This is a genomic window from Otoolea muris, assembly GCF_943193115.1.
In the GTDB taxonomy this organism is placed as follows: domain Bacteria; phylum Bacillota; class Clostridia; order Lachnospirales; family Lachnospiraceae; genus Otoolea; species Otoolea muris.
Window position 1 is genome coordinate 58686 of sequence record NZ_CALPCY010000006.1, and the last position, 22346, is coordinate 81031.

General features: G+C 54.3%; 16 protein-coding genes and 4 tRNA genes. 1 reads left to right on the forward strand and 19 read right to left on the reverse strand.

The features are described from left to right. Positions 1-40 precede the first annotated feature (40 nt). The 3 genes from NFS31_RS05845 to mtaB all read right to left on the reverse strand — a co-directional run bounded on the left by NFS31_RS05845 (position 41) and on the right by mtaB (position 5001). Positions 41-1690, reverse strand: coding sequence for an ABC transporter substrate-binding protein (locus tag NFS31_RS05845; protein ID WP_251492546.1), 1650 nt, complete (start codon positions 1688-1690; stop codon positions 41-43). Positions 1691-1735: 45 nt separating this feature from the next. Next, positions 1736-3406 carry an ABC transporter substrate-binding protein gene (locus tag NFS31_RS05850; RefSeq protein WP_251492548.1) on the reverse strand — a complete coding sequence of 557 codons (1671 nt, stop codon included), beginning with the start codon at positions 3404-3406 and terminating at the stop codon, positions 1736-1738. A 257-nt stretch (positions 3407-3663) separates the two neighbouring features. Next, entirely contained in the window at positions 3664-5001 is a 1338-nt protein-coding gene (gene mtaB / locus NFS31_RS05855; RefSeq protein WP_251492550.1) for a tRNA (N(6)-L-threonylcarbamoyladenosine(37)-C(2))-methylthiotransferase MtaB, read from the reverse strand. Positions 5002-5221: 220 nt separating this feature from the next. On the opposite strand from mtaB, the gene NFS31_RS05860 reads away from it, so the two are divergent. Continuing rightward, positions 5222-5452, forward strand: a complete 231-nt coding sequence (locus tag NFS31_RS05860) for an HPr family phosphocarrier protein (protein WP_251492552.1) — start codon at positions 5222-5224, stop codon at positions 5450-5452. Between the two features lie 89 nt (positions 5453-5541). Here NFS31_RS05860 and thiI read toward each other — a convergent pair whose 3' ends face one another. The 16 genes from thiI to bioD all read right to left on the reverse strand — a co-directional run bounded on the left by thiI (position 5542) and on the right by bioD (position 22187). After that, positions 5542-6720, reverse strand: a complete 1179-nt coding sequence (gene thiI, locus NFS31_RS05865) for a tRNA uracil 4-sulfurtransferase ThiI (protein ID WP_251492553.1) — start codon at positions 6718-6720, stop codon at positions 5542-5544. A gap of 14 nt (positions 6721-6734) precedes the next feature. Then, on the reverse strand, positions 6735-7889 hold the full coding sequence (locus NFS31_RS05870) for a cysteine desulfurase family protein (protein WP_251492555.1): 1155 nt from the start codon (positions 7887-7889) through the stop codon (positions 6735-6737). A gap of 72 nt (positions 7890-7961) precedes the next feature. Continuing rightward, on the reverse strand, positions 7962-8696 hold the full coding sequence (locus NFS31_RS05875; protein ID WP_251492557.1) for a 16S rRNA (uracil(1498)-N(3))-methyltransferase: 735 nt from the start codon (positions 8694-8696) through the stop codon (positions 7962-7964). Between the two features lie 7 nt (positions 8697-8703). Beyond that, positions 8704-9660 (reverse strand): 50S ribosomal protein L11 methyltransferase, encoded by a 957-nt coding sequence (gene prmA / locus NFS31_RS05880; protein WP_251492559.1) that lies wholly within the window; start codon positions 9658-9660, stop codon positions 8704-8706. A 113-nt stretch (positions 9661-9773) separates the two neighbouring features. Then, positions 9774-11045: a radical SAM family heme chaperone HemW gene (hemW, locus tag NFS31_RS05885; protein WP_251492561.1), complete on the reverse strand. Its 1272-nt coding sequence runs from the start codon at positions 11043-11045 to the stop codon at positions 9774-9776. Then, entirely contained in the window at positions 11038-12849 is a 1812-nt protein-coding gene (gene lepA, locus NFS31_RS05890) for a translation elongation factor 4 (protein ID WP_251492563.1), read from the reverse strand. The genes hemW and lepA overlap by 8 nt, the downstream gene beginning before the upstream one ends. 1044 nt (positions 12850-13893) lie before the next feature. After that, a complete protein-coding gene (locus tag NFS31_RS05895) occupies positions 13894-15168 on the reverse strand; it encodes a diaminopimelate decarboxylase (protein WP_251492565.1) in 1275 nt (424 codons plus the stop codon). A gap of 199 nt (positions 15169-15367) precedes the next feature. Beyond that, positions 15368-17059 carry a methyl-accepting chemotaxis protein gene (locus NFS31_RS05900; protein ID WP_251492567.1) on the reverse strand — a complete coding sequence of 564 codons (1692 nt, stop codon included), beginning with the start codon at positions 17057-17059 and terminating at the stop codon, positions 15368-15370. A gap of 41 nt (positions 17060-17100) precedes the next feature. Next, entirely contained in the window at positions 17101-18537 is a 1437-nt protein-coding gene (pyk, locus tag NFS31_RS05905) for a pyruvate kinase (protein WP_251492570.1), read from the reverse strand. A 68-nt stretch (positions 18538-18605) separates the two neighbouring features. Further along, positions 18606-19439 carry a rhomboid family protein gene (locus NFS31_RS05910; protein WP_251492572.1) on the reverse strand — a complete coding sequence of 278 codons (834 nt, stop codon included), beginning with the start codon at positions 19437-19439 and terminating at the stop codon, positions 18606-18608. Positions 19440-19559: 120 nt separating this feature from the next. Beyond that, a tRNA-Lys gene (locus NFS31_RS05915) sits at positions 19560-19632 on the reverse strand. 8 nt (positions 19633-19640) lie between these two features. Continuing rightward, a tRNA-Gln gene (locus NFS31_RS05920) sits at positions 19641-19712 on the reverse strand. 103 nt (positions 19713-19815) lie between these two features. Then, a tRNA-His gene (locus NFS31_RS05925) sits at positions 19816-19889 on the reverse strand. Positions 19890-19929: 40 nt separating this feature from the next. Further along, a tRNA-Arg gene (locus tag NFS31_RS05930) sits at positions 19930-20003 on the reverse strand. Positions 20004-20295: 292 nt separating this feature from the next. After that, the gene (gene bioA / locus NFS31_RS05935; protein WP_251492574.1) at positions 20296-21495 is read right to left on the reverse strand and encodes an adenosylmethionine--8-amino-7-oxononanoate transaminase; all 1200 of its coding nucleotides are present in this window, start codon (positions 21493-21495) and stop codon (positions 20296-20298) included. Next, entirely contained in the window at positions 21492-22187 is a 696-nt protein-coding gene (gene bioD / locus NFS31_RS05940; RefSeq protein WP_251492575.1) for a dethiobiotin synthase, read from the reverse strand. Before bioD ends, bioA begins: the two co-directional genes overlap by 4 nt. Positions 22188-22346 lie beyond the last annotated feature (159 nt).

Below are 22346 nucleotides of genomic sequence, written 5' to 3' on the forward strand. Positions count from 1 at the left end.
TTGGTTCCCGGCCGCAGCCCGGCAGGGGGGAACCGCAACCTTACTTGATCCGGTAATCCTTAAACATGTAGTTGTATCCCAGCGGCAGCGCCACGGAACCGCCGCTTTCCGAATTCTTAACGCACGGTATTTCAATATTGGAATAGTACGCATGCTTCTCCGCCTGCTCCGCCACCGTAATGCCCCAGCATTCCTCAGCCGCCTGCTTCTGGATCGCAGCATACTTCTCTGCCCGTTTGTCCCTGTCAACAGTGGTCAGCGCCTCCGCAATCTCAGCGTCAAGCTCTGCATCCTCAAGCCACTCGCACTGCTGCCATGTGCCCGCCGTGTTGGAAGAGTATCTCTGGAACAGGTATGCGCCTGCCTCCGCATAATCCCCCTGCACAAAGCACACGCCCGTATTGGGGGTCGTATCCACGCTCCCGCAGTTGTCGATAAAGGTCGCCCAGGGCACTTTGATGACATCCACTTTAATCCCGAGCTGCGCAGCCGTCGCCTGGAGAAGAAGAGCGATTTTCTCCTCATCCGGCACGTCGGAACACCACTCCGCCTCAATGTGCAGCTCCCCGCTCTTAAGCTGATCATAATATACCGACTGCTTCAGCTCTTCCTCCGCCTTTTCCAAATCGAACGTATAATCAAAGCCGTCCGTGCTGTAGCCGAACACATTGGAAGATACATTCGACGTAGGGATCTTATATCCCGGGAACAGCGCGGTACAAATCTGTTCATAATCCAGCATATAACCGATCGCGCGCCGCACATGCGCGTCGTCGGTGGGGGCTTTTTTCGTATTCATCATCAGGTACAGAAGCTGGCCGTTCGTATAGCTGCAGACCTCAACGCCGTCGATCTTTGCCAGCGCCTCGTAAGCCTCGTTGGACTGCCACTGGTCGGAAATCTGCAGCTCCCCGTTATTCATCATGGTGCGGACCGTCGCGGCCTCTGTATTCATGATGACCTCCACGCTTTTCGGCGCGCTTTCGTCCCACTCCTCATAATAATCCGCAAACTGCGTCATGGTAAAGCTGGAGCCGGTTTCCACCGAGGCAAGCTCATACGCGCCGCTCCCGGCGTCATGCTCCGCCAGATACGCTTTCCCGTAATCTCCGTATTCCCCATACTGCCCGTCTTCAATATGCTCCATCACCAGATCTTCATTCAGGACATAGATCCTGGGAACGATCGAGATAAAAGGCGCGAACGGCTCTTTTAAGCGGAATACGACCGTATAGTCGTCCGGGGCCTCGACGGTATCCACATAATCCCCAAACATATATGCAAAACCTTCGCCCATTGTCAGCAGGCGGTTCGCGGAAAATACAACGTCGCTGGCCAGGACGCCGCTTCCGTCGTGGAATTTCGCATCCTTCCTTAAATGGAACGTCCATACAGAGCCGTCCTCGGACATATCCCATTTTTCCGCGAGCTGCGGCTGCGATTCATTGTTCAGATCCGTATATGCCAGCGCATCATACAGATTAACATAGGCAATGCTGGACGCGCAGTCGCTGCCCACCGCGGGATCCAGCGCTCCGCCGGACGACTGGGAAATCCGAAGCACTCCTTCGCCCGCAGGCGCCGTCCCGGGCGCTGTTTCCGCCGCATCCCCGCCGCGGCTTCCGCACCCGGCCGCAAAGCTTACGGCCATCGCCGCAATGAGCATTACCGATAAAATTTTCTTTTTCATAATCTCCTTACCTCCTCATCCGCAACAGCCCTGGCTGTCACTTTCTCACTGCGGCTGTCCCGCCGCAAGCGGATGGATCCGATAATCCTTAAACATAAAATTATATCCCAGCGGCAGCGCCGTAGAACCGCCATTTTTAGCGCTCTCCATACAGGGGATCTCAATATTGCTGAAATACGCGTGCTTCTCGGCCTGCTCCGCGATGGGGATGCCCAGGCATTCTTCATTTACCTTTTTCTGAATCTCGGCGTAAGCTTTTTTTCGCGCCTCCCCGTCCAGCGTTGTGAGCGCGCCGTTTATCATCGCGTCAAGCTGCGCGTCCTGAAGCCATTCGCACTGCTGCCATGTGCCGGCCGTATCCGAAGAAAACCGCTTAAACAGGAACGCGCCGGCCTCGCTGTAATCTCCTGCCATAAAGCAGGTCGCACAGTTGGGCGTTGTCTCAATGCTTCCGCATTTATCCACATGCGTCGCCCACGGAACCTTCGTCACATCCACCTTCACTCCGAGCTGGGCCGCTGTGGACTGGAGAAGGAGGGCGATCTTTTCTTCATCCGGCACGTCGGAAATCCACTCCACCTCGATATGGATTTCCCCGCTCATAAGCTGATCATAATATTCGGACTGCTTTAACTCTTCTTTTGCCTTCTCCAGATCAAACGTATAATCATATCCCTCCGCGCTGAACCCGAATGCATTCTGCGGAACCGAGGAGCTCACTTTTCCGTAATTCGGGAACAGCGTCCCGCAAATCTGATCGTAATCCAGCATAAAGGCCAGCGCGCGCCGGACATGCGCGTCGTCGGTCGGAATCTTTTTGGTATTCAGCATCAGATAAAGAATCTGGCCGTTCGTGAAATCTCCGACCTCCACCCCCTCAATCTGGGAAAGGGCCTCATACGCCTCATTCGTCTGCCACTGATCCGTGATGTGAAGCTCTCCGTTATTCATCATGGTCCTTATGGCAGCCGCTTCCGTATTCATTATCACCTCTACCGTCTCTGGAGCGTCCGGATCCCACTCCTCATAGTAATCATCAAAGCGGGTCATGGTAAAGCTCGATCCCGTCTCAATCGCGCTTAGCTGATACGCTCCGCTTCCCGCGTCATGCTCCGCCAGATACGCCTTCCCATAATCGCCGTATTCACCGTACTGGCCGCTCTCCAGATTCTCTGTCACCAGATCTTCATTCAGTATATAAAGCCGCGGGAGAATCGACAAAAACGGGGCGAACGGCTGCTTTAAGGTAAAGACTACCGTGTGGTCATCCGCTGCCTCCACGCTGTCCACATAGCCTGCAAACAGATAGGCAAAGCCTTCTCCCATCGTGAGAAGACGTTCCATCGAAAACACAACGTCGTTTGCCAGGACTTCAGTCCCGTCGTGGAATCTGGCGTCTTCCCTTAAGTGAAAGGTCCATGTGAGCCCGTCCGCGGAGGCATCCCAGTCCGTTGCGAGCTGCGGCCTGGATTCGTTCTCCAGATCGATGTACACCAGGGAATCATATAAATTCACATAGGCAACGCACGATGTGGCGTCCACTTCAATCCCCGGATCGATCACGCCGCCGGACGACTGTGTAATGCGCAGCGTCTTATCCGTTGACGCTGCCTTTGTATCTTCTTCCGGGGCGCTTCCGCTGTTCCCGCCGCACCCGGCGGCAAGGGAACATGCCATAACCGCTGCCAGCAGCACAGACATTACTTTCTTTTTCATACATCCTCCTCCTGTGTTTTAAAAAAACGAGATCGTATCCACATATAACGACCTCGTTATCCCTAAAGCCTGTTTATTTTGTTATCACTTTACACCGGTGAATTGGTTAGCATTTTATCATATGTCTTTTCCCTTGTCAATCCCAATCTCTGCCAAATGGTTCCGGGTTTTTTGCGACTTCCTTTGCTCTTCACTCACAAAAACGCCTTGCGGAATACTGCCTGTGAACCGTATCCCGGCATTGTTTCAAAAATTTATTACCGTCCGCCATTTTCCTCTAAAAAAAGGGTTTCCCCGTCCAGAAAATGGCTAAAAGTCCCCCTGACGGTCTGATTTTTAAGCCCTTCGCGGTAAGGAACCGCTGCCTTTACATACTGCCGCGTGTGCCCCGCCATATAAGCTTTCCCGTTCAGCGCCGTCTCCTCTTCCAGGAGCACTTCTTCTTCCCGCCCCAAAAAGCTTCTGCGGTAAACGCCGGACAGCCGCCCGCCCAACGCCAGCAGCTCGTTGCTCCGCTGCGCCTTTACCGGCTCCGGCACCTGCCCTTCCATCCCGGCCGCACGCGTGCCGGCCCGTTTGGAATATTTAAACACATGCATTTCGTAAAAACCAATTTCCTCCACAAAGGCCATGGTTTCCCGGAATTCCTCCTCGGTCTCTCCCGGAAAGCCCGCGATCACATCCGTGGTAATCGCCGGATTTTCAAATGCCTCCCGTAAAATCCCGCACCGTTCCCTGTATTCCTCCGGCGTATAATGGCGGTTCATCCTCTTTAAGGTGGCCCCGCAGCCGCTCTGCAAAGAGAGGTGGAAATGCGGGCAGACCGTCCGCAGGCAGGCCAGGGCTCCGGCGAATTCCCTGGTGATGATACGCGGCTCCAGAGAGCCCAGACGGATTCTCTCAATTCCGGGTATCTCATCCAGGCGCGTGACAAGGCTCAGCAAATCCGCCGGCTCCTCCCCCTTCCCGCAGGCATGCAGATCCGTCCCATATGAGCTTAAGTGGATCCCTGTCAGCACAATCTCCTTATACCCGGCCGCCGCCAGCTCCTCTGCCTCCCGGACAGCCTCCGAAAGCATCCTGCTCCTGACCCGTCCGCGGGTATACGGAATAATACAGTAGCTGCAGAACTGGTTGCAGCCATCCTGCACCTTCATAAAAGCCCTCGTGTGCTCTGCGGCCCGGCTGATATGCAGCCTTTCATACTCCCGCTCCCCGCTGATGTCCGCAATCTCCCGGTTCTGGCTGCGATCTGCAAAATACCGCTCCAGAATCGCGGGTAAATCCTTCTTTTTATTGTTTCCGATCACCAAATCCACCGCGCTGTCCTCAAAAAGCGCCTCCCCGGCCGCCTGCGCATAGCAGCCCGCCGCCACCACCACAGCGTCCGGATTTTGTTTCTTTGCCCTGTGCAGCATCTGTCTCGACTTCTTGTCAGCCACATTTGTCACCGAGCAGGTATTAATAATACAGACATCCGCCTCTTCCCCGAACGGGACAATCCGATACCCCGCTTCCTCCAGAAGCTGCTGCATCGCTTCTGTCTCATAAGAATTTACCTTACATCCCAGATTGTGGAACGCTGCTTTTCTCATTCTCTGTCATCTCCTCGCCCAAAAATTGTTACTGTTCACGCAATCCTCTCTTGACTTTTCTTCCATAAGTTTGTAGTATAGAATCAGGATTTCAGCTATGGATATCCCATAACTGCCATATATTTCTGCCGCCCGGCCGTTTGCAGCCCTTACGGCGCGCAGCTATTTTTATCCAAACATATTTATGCTGAGTATAACGCAGCAAGAGGAGGTTCTTTTCATGAAAACAGTTCGTATTTCGTTAAATTCCATCGATAAGGTAAAATCGTTTGTGAATGATCTGGCAAAATTTGACGCTGACTTTGATCTGGTGTCCGGCCGCTATGTGATCGACGCCAAGTCCATCATGGGTATCTTCAGCCTGGATCTCTCCAAGCCCATTGATTTAAATATCCATTCCGAGACACAGGTTGACGAGATCCTGACGATTTTAGCCCCTTACATCGTTTAATGCGTAAAAAAAACCGCTGCACCGCTTCCACGCCGTGCGGCGGTTTTTAAGTTTCCTGTCCTCTACATCCGAAAGCGCCGGCGGCGCCGTCAACACCACACAACCTCCGCCGTTTCCACGGCTTCCTTAAGCATCCCGTCTATCTGCTCCTCAAGGTTTCTCTCGGATTTTCTGATCTTTTCCAGAACCGGCTTTGTCACCGGATGTTTGGCCACAAAGATCGTGCAGCAGTCCTCATACGGCTCAATGGACGTCTCATACGTGCCTATTTTCAGCGCGATATCCACAATATCCTGCTTGTCAAAGCCGATGACCGGCCGGAATACCGGAAGCGCGCAGACCTCGTTCGTCACCGCCAGGGAATGGACCGTCTGCGAGGCCACCTGGCCGATGCTCTCGCCGGTGATCAGGCCCTGGCAGTTGTCCTTTACGGCCAGCTCCTCTGCAATCCGCATCATATAGCGGCGCATGATGATCGTCAGCTCCTCATGGGGGCATTTATCATAGATCGCGAGCTGGATATCCGTAAAATTCACGACATGAAGCTTAATCGGCCCCGAGTAGCGCGATACCTCCCGGGCCAGGTCCACGACCTTCTGCTTGGCCCGTTCGCTCGTGTACGGCGGCGCATGGAAATAGACGGCCTCGATCGTAACGCCGCGTTTGGCGATCATATAGCCCGCCACCGGGCTGTCGATCCCGCCGGATAAGAGAAGCATCGCCCGCCCGTTGGTTCCCACCGGCATACCGCCGGGGCCGGGAATCACGCGGGAATACAGGTTGACCCCCTTAGGCCGGATCTCCACGTTTAAGAGGACATCCGGTTGATGGACATCTACTTTTGTCTGCGGAAATGTCTCCAGAATCACCTCGCCCAGATCCCGGTTGATCTGCTCCGAGCTTCCCGGATACTGCTTGTTAACGCGCCTTGTATTCACCTTAAAGGTAAAGGACTTATCCGGGTACGTCTCTTCAATATATTCCACCACCTGTTTCTTTAAAGCCTCAAAGCCCAGATCCTCCACCCGTTTTAAAGGGCAGACCGCCGCCACGCCGAATACGCATGTAAGGGCCTCTGTCACCTCGTCGTAATCAAACGGAGCGCCTGCGTGGGCATAGATGCGCCCTGACTCTTTTGTGACTGTAAACTGCCCGTCCAGCCTCTTTAAGGCGTGATGGATATGCGACAGCAGGGCGTCCTCAAACAGATACCTGTTTTTTCCCTTAATGCCGATCTCCGCATATTTAATCAAAAATGACTGAAACATATCTGATTTCCTTTCTATTTCGCCCTGTAACGCCGCAGCACAGGAAGCAGCTCCCGCAGCGCCCAGAGCGCATAGTCAACCTCTGCTTCCGTATTAAATGCGCCGAAGCTGAAGCGCAGGGTGGAATCCAGGATCTCCCGGCCCGCGCCGATTGCCTTCAGCGTCCCGCTGTGCCCCGGATGGTTCGAGGAACAGGCCGAGCCGGAGGATACATAGACGCCTTTTTCCTCCAGGGCGTGCAGCAGCACCTCGCTGCGCACGCCCTTAAAGGCCGCGCTCACGATCTGCGGCGCGTTTCTCCGATCCTCACAGCCGTTGACAGTCACTCCCTTCATCTGCTTAAGCCCCGCAATCAGGCGCTCCCGAAGCGCATAAAGCGCCTCGGCGCGCGCGCCGTGATCCGTGTAAATCTCCTTTACCGCCGCGCCGAGCCCCGCGCAGCCCGGCACATTTTCCGTGCCGGGGCGCATGCCCTTCTGCTGGCCGCCTCCGTAGAGGAGCGGTAAGATCTTCACCCGTTCATTGATATACAGAAAACCCACGCCCTTGGGCCCATGGATCTTGTGGCCGCTGACGGACAGGAGATCGATCCCCTGCCGTTTCGGCCGGATCTCGTATTTCCCATATGCCTGGACAGCGTCCGCGTGGAACAAAATACCCGGATTTTTCTGCCTTAAGCAGGCGGAAATCTCTTCCACCGGCTCCACGGCCCCGATCTCATTGTTTACATACATGATGGAGACGAGAACCGTGTCCTCCCGCACCGCCGCCTCCAGCTCCCCTATGGAGATATGGCCGCAGGCGTCTACAGGCAGATACGTGACCTCAAACCCCTGCTTTTCCAGAAAAGCCATGGCATTGTACACGGACGGGTGCTCGATGGAGGAGGTAATAATGTGCTTTCCCGCCCTCTGATTCGCGAACGCCGTCCCGATAACGGCCATATTGTTCGATTCCGTTCCACCTGAGGTAAATAAAATCTCTTTTTCCTGAGCCTTTAAGGAGTTTGCAATCTCCTTCCGGGCCTCCTTAATGATCCGCTCCGCCTCCACGCCCTTCATATGGCGCGCCGCCGCGTTCCCGTAGTCCACTGTCATGGCCCGAAGAACGGCCTCCTTCGCACAGTCAAACACCTGCGTGGTGGCTGAATTGTCAAAATATGCCTCCATAGTCCTCCCTTTTCCGTCGATGTACTCCCGGAGTCTCTTTGCGGCTGATTTTTGGGATTCCGAGAGTACATGTCACTCCAGCAAAAGCATCAGCGCCGACAGGACGCACAGCCCCGCCGTCTCCGTCCTCAAAATCCGTTTTCCCAGCGTAATGGGCTTCACCCCCGCCTCCACGGCCTGCCTTACCTCTTCCTCCTCAAATCCGCCCTCAGGGCCGATGAACACGGCAATATCCATCCCCGGACCCGCTGTTCTGAGAAGCCGCCTCGTCTGTCCCATATCCCCCGCGCGCTCATACGGCATGAGCGAAAGCGCAAAGCCCGCCGCCTCTTTTAACGCATCCGGAAACCCGGACACGGGCCGCACCTCAGGAACAATGCTGCGCTTTGACTGCTTCGCCGCGCTCTCGGCAATGGCCTGCCACCGCTTTACGCGGGCCTGCTCCCGCTTCGGATCCAGCCTCACAATGGAGCGCTTCGCCGCCACGGGAATGACAGAATACGCCCCCAGCTCCACGGCCTTCTGGATAATGAGCTCCATTTTATCGCTCTTTGGCAGGCCCTGGAAGAGATGGATCCGGGCCGGCAGCTCCATGCTGTCCGCCTTTTTCTCCACTGCCTCCATCCGGATATAATCCGGCAAAAGCTCCCTTACCTCGCAGAGATAATCGCCGCCGCCGCGGCTGCTGATGAGCGCCCGCTCGCCCGGCTTCATGCGGAGCACATTGCGGATATGGTTCACATCCGGGCCTGTGACAAGAATCCCGCTCCCGTTAATCTGCTCTTCCTCCACAAAAAAATGAAACATCCGCGCGCTACCTCTTCCTCACCGTAAAGGACACCCATTCGCCCTGCCGCGTCGTCTCCAGGAGCTCAAACGCCGGATTGGACAAAAACGCCTCCCTCACGGCCTCCTCCTTCATGTCAATGATGCCGGAGGTAATCCATATGCCGCCCTTTTTCAGATGAACCGCGATCTCCTGCTGCAGAAGAAGGATCACATCCGCCAGAATATTCGCCACAGCCACGTCCCAGACTTCATAGCCGGCCGCATCCTGCACGGCCCTGTCATCGATGATATTTCCCTGAATCACACGGAACGCTTCCCCGGAAATACCGTTGGCCTCCAGATTTTCGCCCACTGCCGCGATCGCATTTTCATCCAGATCCGTGCCCAGGACGAAACCCGCCCCCAGCTTTAAGGCCGTAATGCCCAGAATCCCGCTGCCTGTGCCCACGTCCAGCACGCGGTCGCCATTCCCCACGTATTTCTTAAGCTGGCGTATACAGAGCTGCGTCGTCTCATGCATCCCCGTGCCAAATGCCGTGCCGGGATCGATCTGAATCAGAAGCTTGTCCTCATGCTCCTTAGGAACCGTCTCCCAGGTAGGCTTGATGAGAATGTCATCCACTGTAAAGGGCTTAAAATACTGCTTCCAGTTATTGATCCAGTCCTTATCCTCTGTCTCCGACTCCTCAATCTCGCAGGCGCCCAGATCCGTAAACAGGCGCAGCTCCTCCAGCGCTTCCCGGACGCGCGAAAGCATCTCCTCCGTGTCCGACGCCGCGTCCAGATAAAAGCTGACTTTTGCCACGCCGTCATCCGGGGGAAGCTCAGGCAGGATATCAATAAACATCCCCTTTGTCTCTTTTTCGGTCAGAGGGATATGATCCTCGATCTCAATCCCTTCAATCCCGATCTCGTCAAAGCTGCTGCTGATCAGATCCACCGCCTCCGTCGTAGTGGTCAGCGTATATTTTTTCCATTTCACAATGATTCCCTCTTTCTTCGCCGCGGTCCCCGCGCCCGGCCGGAAAGCCGTCCGGCCTGCGCATGGGCTTTTACCATCCAGCCGCCCCGGACAGCCATTTGGCCATTTTGCGGTCAGTCAAATAAAAATTCAGCCAGGGCGCAGTTGCTCACATCCAGCCCCCGCTCCGTCAGGTAATAACGCTTTTCGTCCCCTTCGCCCGACGACGCCAGGAGCCCGTCCTCCATGAGGCCCGCGCAGGCTTTTTGGTAAACAGCTTCCAGCCGTGTCCCAAAGCGGCGGGAAAAGCCGGCGGCTTCGACGCCCCGGATCATCCTGAGGCCAAGAAACATAAATTCCTCCATTTTCTCCCGCACAGACAGGACATGCGTCTCTCTGTACTGCTTTCCGAGCCGGAAATCCTCCGGCGTCCGCCCCAGATACTCCTTTAGCGAACGCGTAACCGTAAAACGCGCCCCGTCCATGAGCGAAGCGGCCCCAAGGCCCAGGCCCAGGTAATCGCTCCCGGTCCAGTAGCGGATATTATGGCGGCATTCCCCGCCTGTTTTTGCATAATTGGAGATCTCATAGCGGCCGTATCCCTGTTCCATGAGAAATTCCTTTGTCATATGGTACATCCCGCGATCCGCCGCCTCCCCCGGAAGAGGAAGCGTCCCCTGATAAGCGGCTCTCCTTCCCGGCGGAATGTCCTCCCATTCCCCGTACCGCTCCAGATCCGCCTTCATCGCCCCATACGTCTCATAAAACGGCGTCCCTTCCTCGATTATCAGGCCGTACGCCGAGATATGCTCCGGACCGAGACGCGCCGTGAAGGCCAGCGTTTTCTCAAAGCTTTCCGCCGTCTGCCCCGGAAGCCCGGACATCAGATCCACGTTTACGTTGTCAAATCCGGCCTCTCTCGCCGCGTCAAAGCTCTCCAGAAACGCCCGGCATGTGTGGATCCGCCCAAGACGCGCAAGCTCCCCGTCGCAGGCGGACTGAAGGCCCAGGCTTAAGCGCGTCACGCCCGCCCTTCTCAGACGCCCGGCCGCGGCGCGCCCAAAGGAGCCGGGATTGGCCTCCATAGTGATCTCCGCGCCCGCGTCCACCCGAAACGAAGCCCGCGCCGCCTCAAGAAGCGCCTCTGTCTCCTCCGGCAAAAGAAGCGACGGAGTCCCGCCCCCTATAAAAACCGTGTCCACAATCCGCTCCCGCATCCCCGCGCGCCGCCCGCAGGCCCTGATTTCCTCGGAAAGCCTTTTGATATAGAGCCTCCTCGTCTCCTCCGAAGCCGGAAAAGACAGGAAATCGCAGTACAGGCATTTCCTCGCGCAAAACGGAATATGCAGGTAAAGGCCCAGGCTGTCTCCCTTATTATCTCCCGCTTCCGGCGCTCTCCTATTCATCGTCGAGCTTTAAGACGCTCATAAACGCCTTCTGCGGGATCTCCACGCTGCCGATCTGGCGCATCCGCTTCTTGCCCTCCTTCTGCTTCTCTAAGAGCTTTCTTTTACGCGAGATATCGCCGCCGTAACATTTGGCAAGCACATCCTTGCGCATGGCCTTCACCGTCTCGCGGGCAATGATCTTGCCGCCCACCGCCGCCTGGATGGGGATTTCAAATAAATGGCGCGGAATCTCTTCCTTCAGCTTCTCGCACATCTTCCGCCCCCGCTCATAGGCAGAGCCCTCAAACACGATAAACGAGAGCGCGTCCACCTCCTCGCGGTTGACGAGGATATCCAGCTTCACAAGCTTTGACTCCTGGTAGCCCTTTAAATCATAGTCAAACGAGGCATAGCCGCGCGAGCGCGATTTCAGCGCGTCAAAGAAATCATAGATGATTTCATTCAGCGGAAGCTCATACTTAAGCAGCGCGCGCGTCGTCTCAATATACTCCATGCCCAGGTAAACGCCCCGCCGCTCCTGGCAGAGCGTCATAATAGCCCCCACAAATTCGGTGGTCACCATAATCTCCGCCGACACGATCGGCTCCTCCATGTAATCAATCTCCGACGGATCCGGCAGATTCGACGGATTCGTCAGATCCATGACCTCCCCGTTCGTCTTGTGGACGCGGTAGACAACGCCCGGGGCCGTCGTCACCAGATCCAGGTTGTATTCCCGCTCCAGGCGCTCTTCAATAATATCCAGGTGCAAAAGGCCCAGAAAGCCGCAGCGGAAGCCAAACCCCAGCGCGATCGAGGTCTCCGCCTCAAAAAACAGGGAGGCGTCATTTAACTGCAGCTTTTCCAGCGCGTCGCGCAGATCCGGATACTTTGCCCCGTCCGCGGGGTACAGGCCGCAGTACACCATAGGCGTCACCTTTTTATACCCCGGAAGCGGCGCCTCGCAGGGAACCTCCCGGTTTGTGATCGTATCGCCCACCATGGTATCGCGCACATTCTTAATGCTGGCCGTCATATAGCCCACCATACCGGCGCTTAAGCTCTCGCAGGGGATAAACTGCCCCGCCCCGAAGTAGCCCACCTCCACAACGTCCGCCACAGCCCCTGTGGCCATCATCTTCACCGGCGTCCCCTTGCGGATGGTCCCGTTCTTAATCCGGCAGAATACGATCACGCCCTTATACGAATCATACAGGGAGTCAAAGATCAGGGCCTGCAGCGGCGCGTCCGGATCCCCTGACGGGGCCGGGAGCTCCTTTACAATCCGTTCCAGCACTTCTTCCACATTCAGCCCCGTCTTAGCCGATATCCGCGGCGCGTCCGCGGCCTCAATCCCGATCACATCCTCAATCTCCGCCGCCACCCGCTCCGGATCAGCGCTCGGAAGGTCGATCTTATTCAGCACCGGGAAAACGTCCAGATCGTGATCCAATGCCAGGTACACATTGGCCAGCGTCTGGGCCTCAATCCCCTGCGCGGCGTCCACCACCAGTATAGCCCCGTCGCAGGCCGCCAGGCTTCTCGACACCTCATAATTAAAATCCACATGGCCCGGGGTGTCGATCAGGTTAAAGATATACTCCTCCCCATCCTTTGCCTGGTAAACCGTGCGCACGGCCTGGGCCTTGATCGTGATTCCCCGCTCACGCTCCAAATCCATATTATCCAGAACCTGCGACTGCATCTCCCTGCTGGTCAGAAGTCCTGTCATCTCTATAATCCGATCCGCAAGGGTTGACTTGCCGTGATCGATGTGGGCAATAATGCAGAAATTCCTGATTCTGCTCTGCTCTGCTGCCATTTGATATTCCTCTCTTTTTTCAATGTTTCCGGGTTTCGGAGATTACAGTAAAATATATCATCTTTTTGGGGTTCGCGCAACCGTTTGTTAGTTTTGTGAATTTGCTTTTGTGAATAACTTTCAGTGAAGAGCTGCCAGTGCGGGCGCGAAAGGGCCGCCAGTGCGGGCTTGTATATCCAACAGAACCCCGCTCCCGCTCGGAGAAAAGCGCAGCGGACACTAAGCTCGAAAAGACCTCGCTAAGTGCCGGCGGTTTTCTACGGGTTCCTTATGGATATACAAGCCCGCACTGGCTACGTTACTGGCTGGCTGTGATTTTTGAATGCCTGATGCCTGTTTTTTCATGAGCCTGAATGTATTACACTACAGTATTGCACAAATAAAGGTGAATTCAGCACCCGATATTCACTGATATCTATAAGGTATCTATGCAACGCTGTGGTACAGCCGTGGAGCGTATTTGAAAAATGCTCTGGCGAAGTCTACTGCCGTAAAACGCCCAGGCTTTAACAGGGGCATAAAATATATGGTGCAAATGAAAAAGCCCCCTGCCACCCGGCAAAGGACTCATTCATTTGGGATTTCGGAATTTCAAAAAGTTCTAAGGACTTTCTAGCGTTTGTATCGTGCATTTATTATGGTTATAGTATAGCACGCTTCGCCGTAAAATGTTTGTATAGTATTTGAATAAATTATGAAGAAATTCTTAATATTCCAATTTACCATGCAATAAAAATGACTGTTTCTGCATTATTGCAATTTTTAACTTATCTTATGGGGTTTGCGCTGCCTTTTGGATGGATGTCATCACTCCATACTTTAAAATATATGATCTTTTACCCCCATACCGGGCCTTTCGGCTGTCACAGATCCCTGGCCAGCCGATCAAGTAGCCAGCGCCAGGTTCTATATCCATAAAGAACCCGTAGAAAACCGCCGGTGCTTAGCGAGGTCTTTTCGAGCTTAGCATCCGCTGCGCTTTTCTCCGAGCGGGAGCGGGGTTCTGTTGGATATAGAACCTGGCGCTGGCGGCCTCCCCGTAATTCACCTATTGCCTACAGAACCAAACAACCCGCTAAAATCAAACGTAGCAAAATAATCCTCCGGCGTCTCCGCGCGGCGGATCATCTGCACAGACCCATCCTCCTTCAAAAGCAGCTCCGCCGACCGAAGCTTGCCATTATAATTATACCCCATAGAAAACCCGTGCGCTCCCGTATCGTGAATCACAAGAATATCCCCCTTTTCGATCTCCGGCAGCATCCGGTCAATGGCAAATTTGTCATTATTTTCACAAAGAGAACCTGTTACATCGTACTTGTGATCATGGGGCCTGTCCTCTTTGCCCATTACGGTGATGTGGTGATACGCGCCGTACATGGCCGGGCGCATGAGGTTGACGGCGCAGGCGTCCACTCCGATGTATTCCTTGTGCGTGTGCTTCTCGTGGATCGCTGTGGTTACCAGACAGCCGTAGGGGCCGAGCATGAAACGGCCCAGCTCTGTGCAGAGCGCCACGTCTCCCATGCCGGCCGGGACGAGGATCTCTTCATATGCCTGTCTGACCCCCTCTCCGATGGCGGCGATATCGTTTGGCTCCTGATCCGGGCGGTAGGGGATTCCGATTCCGCCGGAAAGGTTGATAAAGCGGATGTCAGCCCCGGTTTCTTCCTTAAGCTGCACGGCCTTTTCAAACAGAACCCTTGCCAGCATGGGGTAATACTCATTGGTCACTGTATTGCTGGCCAGAAAAGCGTGGATCCCGAACCGCTTCGCCCCTTTTTCCTTAAGGACCCGGAACGCCTCTTTTAGCTGATCCGCCGTCATGCCGTACTTGGAATCGCCCGGGTTGTCCATGATGTCATTGCTGATCTTAAACAGCCCGCCCGGATTATAACGGCAGCTAATCGTTTCCGGAATACGGCCAATGGTTTTCTCCAGAAATTCAATATGCGTAAAATCATCCAGGTTGATAATGGCCCCCAGCCTGTCCGCGAGCCGGAATTCCTCCGGCGGCGTGTCATTGGAGGAAAACATGATACCCTCTCCCCTGTATCCCATGGCCTCCGCCATCATCAGCTCGGTCTCCGAGGAACAGTCCACCCCGCAGCCCAGCTCCTTTAAAATGTTGATGATAAACGGATTCGGCGTCGCCTTCACGGCAAAATATTCCCGGAAACCGGGATTCCAGGAAAACGCCTCCTGTAACTTCTTTGCATTCTTGCGGATCCCCTTCTCATCATAGAGATGGAACGGGGTCGGATAGGTCTTTTTCATCTCCCGGAGCTGTTCCAGGGTAACAAACGGCTTCTTTTCCACTTTTTAATCTCCTCCAAACGTATCAAAGAAGCCTGAACCGGAAGCGGAGGCAACACATTCCCCGCAGCCGGATCAGACTCCCTTGTCTTTTCCTGTTATTTATACACTACTTTTAAAAATTAGTCAACAACCCGAAAAACCAAAGTTTATACTCAGTGACAGTTCTGAGGTTATCCAAACTGTTACCATACTCAAAATCTTAAGCATCCCGCAGCCGGAATTTTCCAATCAGGGCCTTGAGCATGTTCGCCTGTCCGGAGAGCTCCTCGCTGGCGGCGGCGCTCTGTTCGGCCGTAGCGCTGTTGTTCTGCACGACCGCTGAGATCTGATCGATATTCTGGAGCATCTGGTTCGCCGCGTCCACCTCTACATAGGAGGTGTTCTTGATATTCATCACAATACCGGCCGCTTCTTTTGAATTCTTTGCCGCCTGGCCCACGGCGCCCTCGGTCCTCTCGGCAATATCCATGCCCTCTTTTACCGCCCTGGAGGACTCTACAATGAGGGACGTCGTGCTCTTGGCCGCCTCCGCCGACTTCTGCGCCAGGTTGCGCACCTCGTCCGCCACAACCGCAAAGCCTTTGCCCGCGGAACCGGCCCTCGCGGCCTCCACCGCCGCATTCAGGGCCAGAATGTTCGTCTGGAATGCGATGTCATCAATGGTCTTCACAATATGCTCAATCTCAAGCGAAGAGCGCTCGATATTGTGCATGGCCTTTACCATCTCCTCCATCTCCTCCATGCCGTTGTTGAGGGCAGTCTCCGCCTGCCCTACAAGCTCAGCGGCTGTCTGCGTCTGATCCGCCATCTTGTGGAGATCATTCGTAATATCCGCCACGGAGGCCGACAGCTCCTGCACAGAGGCCGCCTGCTCGGTCGCGCCCTGGGAAAGTCCCTGCGCGCCGGAGGAAACCTGATCCGCGCCGCTGTTCACCTGCTCCGATGCCTCCCTGATGTCTCTCAGGGTGGAGCTGAGCATCCCGTTAATCTGCCTTAAGGATAGAAGGACATTCTTGTAATCGCCTATATAATTGCCCTCGCATCTGGTGCGGATCGAGAAATTGCCGTTCGCCATCTCGCCTAACAGATAGCCGATATCCTCAATGATCTCTTTCTGGAATTGCTGGAACCGCTTGATGGAAGCCGCCGTCCTGCCGATCTCCGTGTTATCCTCTTCCAGTTCAAAGGAACCGTTTAAATTTCCCTCGGAAAATTCCTTCATCTTCCTCTCAAACTTGATAATCGGATCAATCAGTTCCTTTAAGACGAACAGGATAACGCAAATCTGGGCGCACAGAATGATTCCCACACAGACATAGACAATCGCCGTAAAGATCACAACCTTGCGGTATATGCTGCTGACCTCAGCCTCCATCCTCTTTTTGATAGCCGCGTCAAACTTGTTCACGACATCCTGGATCTGCTGCACGCCCGACTCGTATTGATCTCCATAAAGAATCGTATACGCCCGTTCCCTGTGCCCCTGCTCCGTCAGCTCCATGGCCTCTTCCTCCAGGGGAACCAGGTTGTTGGACAGCGAGGAAATCTGATCCACCATGGCGGATTCCTCTGAAGTAAGGCCGATCGCCTTCATCGCCGCCACATGCTTTTCCCTGTTCTTATCCGTATTGACTTCCTTCCAGTAGTTATCGTAATACTCCTTTTTTCCTGTCACGGCATAGCTTCTGACCTCCTTGGTCAGATAGGTCGATGCATCCGAAAAGCCGTTCGCAGCGACAATCAGATTCGTCTGGTTGCCCAGGGCAAGCGTCAGCTTGCTGTTAAAACGCGCCACAGAAAACATGGAAAACGCGCATAAAAGAATCAGGATAATCGTAACGATACTTAACAGCTTCGTCTTCGCTGATTTCGTCATCTTATTCTTTGTCATATTCATAAATCCTCCCCATTTGTATGGAGCAGCGGCCGGGCTCAGTCTGTCACAACCACGCGCATAATATTCGTATCTGTCGCCGGTTCATGACGGTTTGAGTGCGTCACCACGCCGGCCGTGGCAACCACCAAATCCTGTTCTTTTATGATACCTCTGCTCTTTAAAAGTTCCATCGAAGAATAAATCAGCACATCCGTCGATTCGGCGCGCTTGGCGTGAAAGGGCTTTACTCCCCAGTAAAGCTGCATCTGCCTCACGGACGCCATGCTGGGCGACAGGCCCACAACCGGCGTCTTCGGACGCCACTTGGAAAGCATCCTTGCCGTAAAGCCGCTGATGGTAGGCGCTACGATCGCCTTTGCGCCGAGCTCCTGGGCCGTTGCCACAGACGAATAGCAGACAGCATTGGAAATATTCCCCGCATGTTCCCCTCTGACTCTTCTCCTCTGATAGGACAGATAATCCAGATATTGCTCTGAATCCTCTACGATCTGGCTCATCATCCGCACTGCCTCCACCGGATAATTTCCCATCGCCGTCTCCCCTGACAGCATCACCGCATCCGTCCCGTCATAAACGGCATTCGCCACATCCGCCACCTCTGCGCGGGTGGGGCGGGGATTGCGGATCATGGAATCCAGCATCTGCGTGGCTGTGATCACCACCTTGCAGGCTTCATTGCACTTGCGGATCAGGATCTTCTGAATATGGGGAACCTTCTCCGCCGGAATCTCCACGCCCATGTCGCCGCGCGCCACCATGATCCCGTCGCTGGCCTCGATAATCTCGTCGATGTGCTCAATCCCCTCCGCGTTCTCAATCTTGGAAATAATCTGCATCCGCGAGCCGTTTTCGTCGAGAAGCCGGCGGATCTCACGGACCGCCTCCGCATTCCGTACAAACGAGGCCGCCACAAAATCAAAGCCCGCCTCGATCCCGAATTGGATATCCTCCCGGTCCTTTTCCGTCAGGGCAGGCAGGCGAACTTTTACATTGGGCACATTCACGCCCTTCCTCTCGCCCAGCTCCCCTCCGTTTATAATGCGGCACACAATCTCACAGCCGCGGATTTCCCTCACCTCCAGCTCTATCAGGCCGTCGTCAATGAGAATCCTGCTTCCTGCCTGTACGTCCTCCACAAGACCGTCATAGTTGATGAACCCCCGATTTTCATCCCCTGTGATCTCTTCCGTGGTCAGCACATACGTACCGCCCTCCTTCAGCATAACCTTCCGCCCGCCCTTAAGCGTTCCTGTGCGTATCTCCGGTCCTTTGGTGTCCAAAAGGGCGGCTATCGGGAGATCAAGCTCTTCCCTGACGCTCTCCAGAAGCGCGAGACGCTTCCTGTGCTCCTCATGATCGCCATGAGAAAAATTAAACCTCGCCACGTCCATCCCGTTCAGCGCCATCTGCCGGAGAACCTCCCGGTCATCCGAATTCGGCCCCATCGTACAGACAATCTTTGTCTTCTTCATTCCTCTGTTCTGCCTCCTGTTCCCCTTCTATAAATTCTATAGGCTGCGGCAGCCATATCCTGCCGTCCCTACAAATCTTCTTCTGTCACATGCTTATGCGTATACAAATGATCCATGCAGTATTCCAGCCCGCCCGCACACTTCGAGCAATAGCGGAACTCCAGATTCGGGTCATCCTTTTCCGTGCGGCCGCAGACTGCGCATTTATGATGGCTGAGCGCGATCTTCTGGATCTTCGCCCGCTTTACCTCTGACTTAAAAGCCCGCTTCCTCTTCAGCTCCCTGGGACTCACGGACGTATAGTTCCTCGTTATCAGGAAGAACACGACAAAATTGAGCAGCGCCAAGCCGATACTGAGCCTCGCCGCCATGCCTCCCACGATGAAATCATAAAGGAACTGCGCGCCGACAAAGATCCCCAGCCACTTTGCCTTGATAGGCAGTATGCCCATCACCCAGAACTGCGTCTGCGGGAAGGTGGCGGCAAAGGCCAGGAACAGCGATTCATTCAGGTAATAGGTACTCATCGGATAAGAAACGCCTGACAGCGCATAGATGATAAACGCTGCCGCGATGTGCCCCAGCACACCCATAAAAAAGTAGACGTTAAAACGGAATGTCCCCCATACCTGCTCCAGCGTGGATCCAAGGGAATAGTAAAGGTACAGGGCAATCAGGTTAAAAAATATGCCTGAAGAAGGCGGACAGATCAGAAACGTCGCCAGCCGCCAGACCTGGCCGTGCAGAACAGCCCCCGCGTCCAGCGATAAATACATATAATAAATCATCGGATTCACAAGATGAACCGCAAGGCCGACGATGTACAGCCCGACAATATAATACATCAGATTCGGAATCGCGTATTTACCAAACTTCCGTTCCAGCTTTCTGAAAAAGTTCATATTCCACATCCTCTCTGCCTCTGGTTTTATTATAAAGATCGCCTGCAATTTTGTCAAATAGAAAACGAAAAGCCTCCGTAAGCACAGAAAAAATCTATGTTTACAAGGCTTTCCATACCATGAGGCATCGGGGATTCGAACCCCGGACAACTTGATTAAAAGTCAAGTGCTCTGCCGACTGAGCTAATACCCCTTATTCAACTGGGCTAGTTGGATTTGAACCAACGAATGCAGGAGTCAAAGTCCTGTGCCTTACCGCTTGGCGATAGCCCATCAGCAATAGAAAAGGCCGCCTAAGCGACATCGATCCGCCGTGACGCGATCCCGCCCGGAGGGCTTTCTCACTATACAATCTCCCGTATAATCAGAAAAAAAAGGTGGATATAGGGATTCGAACCCTAGGCCTCCAGAGCCACAATCTGGCGCGCTAACCAGCTGCGCTATACCCACCACATTCAATGAATCTGAGGCAGTCTTCCTGCAGATTCAACGAGCCTGAAGGGATTCGAACCCCCGACCCACGGCTTAGAAGGCCGTTGCTCTATCCAACTGAGCTACAGACTCATATTCACTTTGTATGCTGTCGAATCGGCCTGACCGGATTGATTGACAGCAAAGGTAGTATATACTAAATCTCCTCTGCTGTCAAGCATATTTTTGCGAATTCATCTGTTCTGTTTTTTTCGCGGTCCGTGTAACAGTTCAGATAACACTAAGCTAATGGTAATTTTAAGCTGTAACGAATTCAAGTTAGGTATGTCATAAATTGAGGAATGCTTTGATTCTCTGGCTCTTTGAAGAATGGCATACCTAACAAAAAGCGTTACAGTTTAAGAGAAGCAAACGGTTGCCGCAGTTAAACCCGAAACCACGCTTTCATGGTATCCAGCACCTTTACCAGCTCTTCTTCCCGGATCACATAAGGAACCATCGCATACAGGCAGTTGAGGAACGGGCGGCTGAACACGCCTCTTTCAAAGGCAAACTGCTGATACCCTTTGAGCACAGATGCATCCGTCACTTCTGCGCAGACGCACCCGCCCATGATCCGGATCTCGCGGATGCGCGGATCCGTAAAGCCCTCCATCTCCCGGCGCGTGACTGCTTCAATTCTTTTGATCTTTGACATGTAGTCCCCTGTTTCAAAGAGCTCGATGGATTTGAGCGCCACGCTGCACGCAAGGGCATTTCCCATGAAGGTCGGGCCGTGCATCAGCGCGTGCTCCGGGTGCTCGTCGTAGAAGCCGTCAAACACCCTTTTCCTCGCTACCGTCGCCGCGTGGCCGATATAGCCTCCGGTCAGCGCTTTTCCGAGAACCAGGATATCCGGCAGCACCAGATCCGATACGAAGCGATTCCCTGTGCGTCCAAAGCCTGTGGCCACCTCGTCGAAGATCAGGAGCACTCCGTATCGGTCGCAGAGCTCCCTGGCGCGCTTTAAGAAGGAGACATCATACATGCGCATGCCTCCCGCCCCCTGGAGAAGCGGTTCCACAAGCAGGCAGTTGAGCCGGCCATGGTATGCCTCAAACGCCTGCTCCAGGGCTTTTATTTCAGTTGGGATATGTACGACATAGCGGCTGGGCCCGTACGCCTTCAGCACGAAGTGATAATCCTCGTCGTCGCCCGCCTCCATGGTTTTAAACGTGTCTCCGTGGTAGGCATGCTCAAGGGCCAGGATCATCGTGCGCTCCGTTTCCCCGCGGTTCATATAATACTGAAGCGCCATTTTCAGCGCCACCTCCACGGCCACGCTTCCGGAATCCGAGAAAAACGTATAGTCCAGATCCCCGGGAAGCCAGTCTGCAAGCTTTTGCGAAAGCCGCTTTACAGGTTCATGGGTCAGTCCCCCGAGCATGACGTGAGAAAATTTTTCCGCCTGCGAAATAAGCGCCCGGTTGAGCTCCGGGTGCTTGTAGCCATGGATCACGCTCCACCAGGAGGACACAGAGTCTATCAGCTTTTTCTCCCTGGTATACAGATAAACGCCCTCTGCATCCACGATCTCGTAAGGCGCCCTCATCGTTTTCATCTGCTCATACGGATACCAGATCATTGCAGCACCTCCTCATACAGCGATTTTAAGCAGTCTCCTGAAAGCTCCAGATCCCGGTCGCCGTCTTTTATGCAGGCTGCGACCTTTACTCCTGTCACATACTCGCACATCTTCCGGTTATCCTCGTGCAGCCCGTCCCCCGGCCGGAAATGGTTCAATATAATCCCTTTCAGGGGGATCCCCTTTTCCCTCATATAGAAAGCAGTCAGGCCCGCCGCATTGATAGCCCCCAGGCCGGCGTCCGCCACAAGGAGGCAGCCCGCCCCGCAGGCTTTCACGATATCCGCAAGCCAGATCTCCGTCCCGTCAAAGCGTATCGGGCACAGAATCCCTCCGGAGCCCTCCATGGTCACATACTCATATGTCCCGCAGAGCTCTTTAAACAGAGCAAGCACGCGATCCATCCGGACCGGATTTCCCTCCATCCCGGCCGCCAGATGCGGGGAAACCGCATGCTCATAGACATAGGGACACATCTGCTCAAGCGGCTGGCAGATCCCTGAAATTGTCTTTACATAGAGAGCGTCGCCCGGAATCAGCTTCCCGTCCCCGCCCCGGACGTTTCCGCTCACAGCCGCTTTATAGTAAGCCGCAGAAGCGCCGCTCTGGCTAAGCTTTTTTACAATCAGGCCGGCTGCGTACGTTTTCCCGACATCCGTCCCGGTTCCGGCAATAAAGAGCGCTTTACCCATGTTGTGCATCACCTCAGAATTAACAAATATGGTTTCTTTCATGATGATAGCGCAACATGGGTAAATTGTCAACTTATTTTTATTTATTGTTTACATTTGTAAAATATCCATTACTCTTCACATGTCAATGGTAAGATGTCGGGGTCAAAAGGTCTTTTG

What these genes read in the sequence shown, in the direction of transcription:
- NFS31_RS05845 (WP_251492546.1), bottom strand. Translation starts at nt 1,690, where the DNA reads ATGAAAAAGAAAATTTTATCGGTAATGCTCATTGCGGCGATGGCCGTA.
- NFS31_RS05850 (WP_251492548.1), bottom strand. Translation starts at nt 3,406, where the DNA reads ATGAAAAAGAAAGTAATGTCTGTGCTGCTGGCAGCGGTTATGGCATGT.
- mtaB (WP_251492550.1), bottom strand. Translation starts at nt 5,001, where the DNA reads ATGAGAAAAGCAGCGTTCCACAATCTGGGATGTAAGGTAAATTCTTAT.
- NFS31_RS05860 (WP_251492552.1), top strand. Translation starts at nt 5,222, where the DNA reads ATGAAAACAGTTCGTATTTCGTTAAATTCCATCGATAAGGTAAAATCG.
- thiI (WP_251492553.1), bottom strand. Translation starts at nt 6,720, where the DNA reads ATGTTTCAGTCATTTTTGATTAAATATGCGGAGATCGGCATTAAGGGA.
- NFS31_RS05870 (WP_251492555.1), bottom strand. Translation starts at nt 7,889, where the DNA reads ATGGAGGCATATTTTGACAATTCAGCCACCACGCAGGTGTTTGACTGT.
- NFS31_RS05875 (WP_251492557.1), bottom strand. Translation starts at nt 8,696, where the DNA reads ATGTTTCATTTTTTTGTGGAGGAAGAGCAGATTAACGGGAGCGGGATT.
- hemW (WP_251492561.1), bottom strand. Translation starts at nt 11,045, where the DNA reads ATGAATAGGAGAGCGCCGGAAGCGGGAGATAATAAGGGAGACAGCCTG.
- lepA (WP_251492563.1), bottom strand. Translation starts at nt 12,849, where the DNA reads ATGGCAGCAGAGCAGAGCAGAATCAGGAATTTCTGCATTATTGCCCAC.
- NFS31_RS05900 (WP_251492567.1), bottom strand. Translation starts at nt 17,059, where the DNA reads ATGACAAAGAATAAGATGACGAAATCAGCGAAGACGAAGCTGTTAAGT.
- pyk (WP_251492570.1), bottom strand. Translation starts at nt 18,537, where the DNA reads ATGAAGAAGACAAAGATTGTCTGTACGATGGGGCCGAATTCGGATGAC.
- NFS31_RS05910 (WP_251492572.1), bottom strand. Translation starts at nt 19,439, where the DNA reads ATGAACTTTTTCAGAAAGCTGGAACGGAAGTTTGGTAAATACGCGATT.
- bioA (WP_251492574.1), bottom strand. Translation starts at nt 21,495, where the DNA reads ATGATCTGGTATCCGTATGAGCAGATGAAAACGATGAGGGCGCCTTAC.
- bioD (WP_251492575.1), bottom strand. Translation starts at nt 22,187, where the DNA reads ATGGGTAAAGCGCTCTTTATTGCCGGAACCGGGACGGATGTCGGGAAA.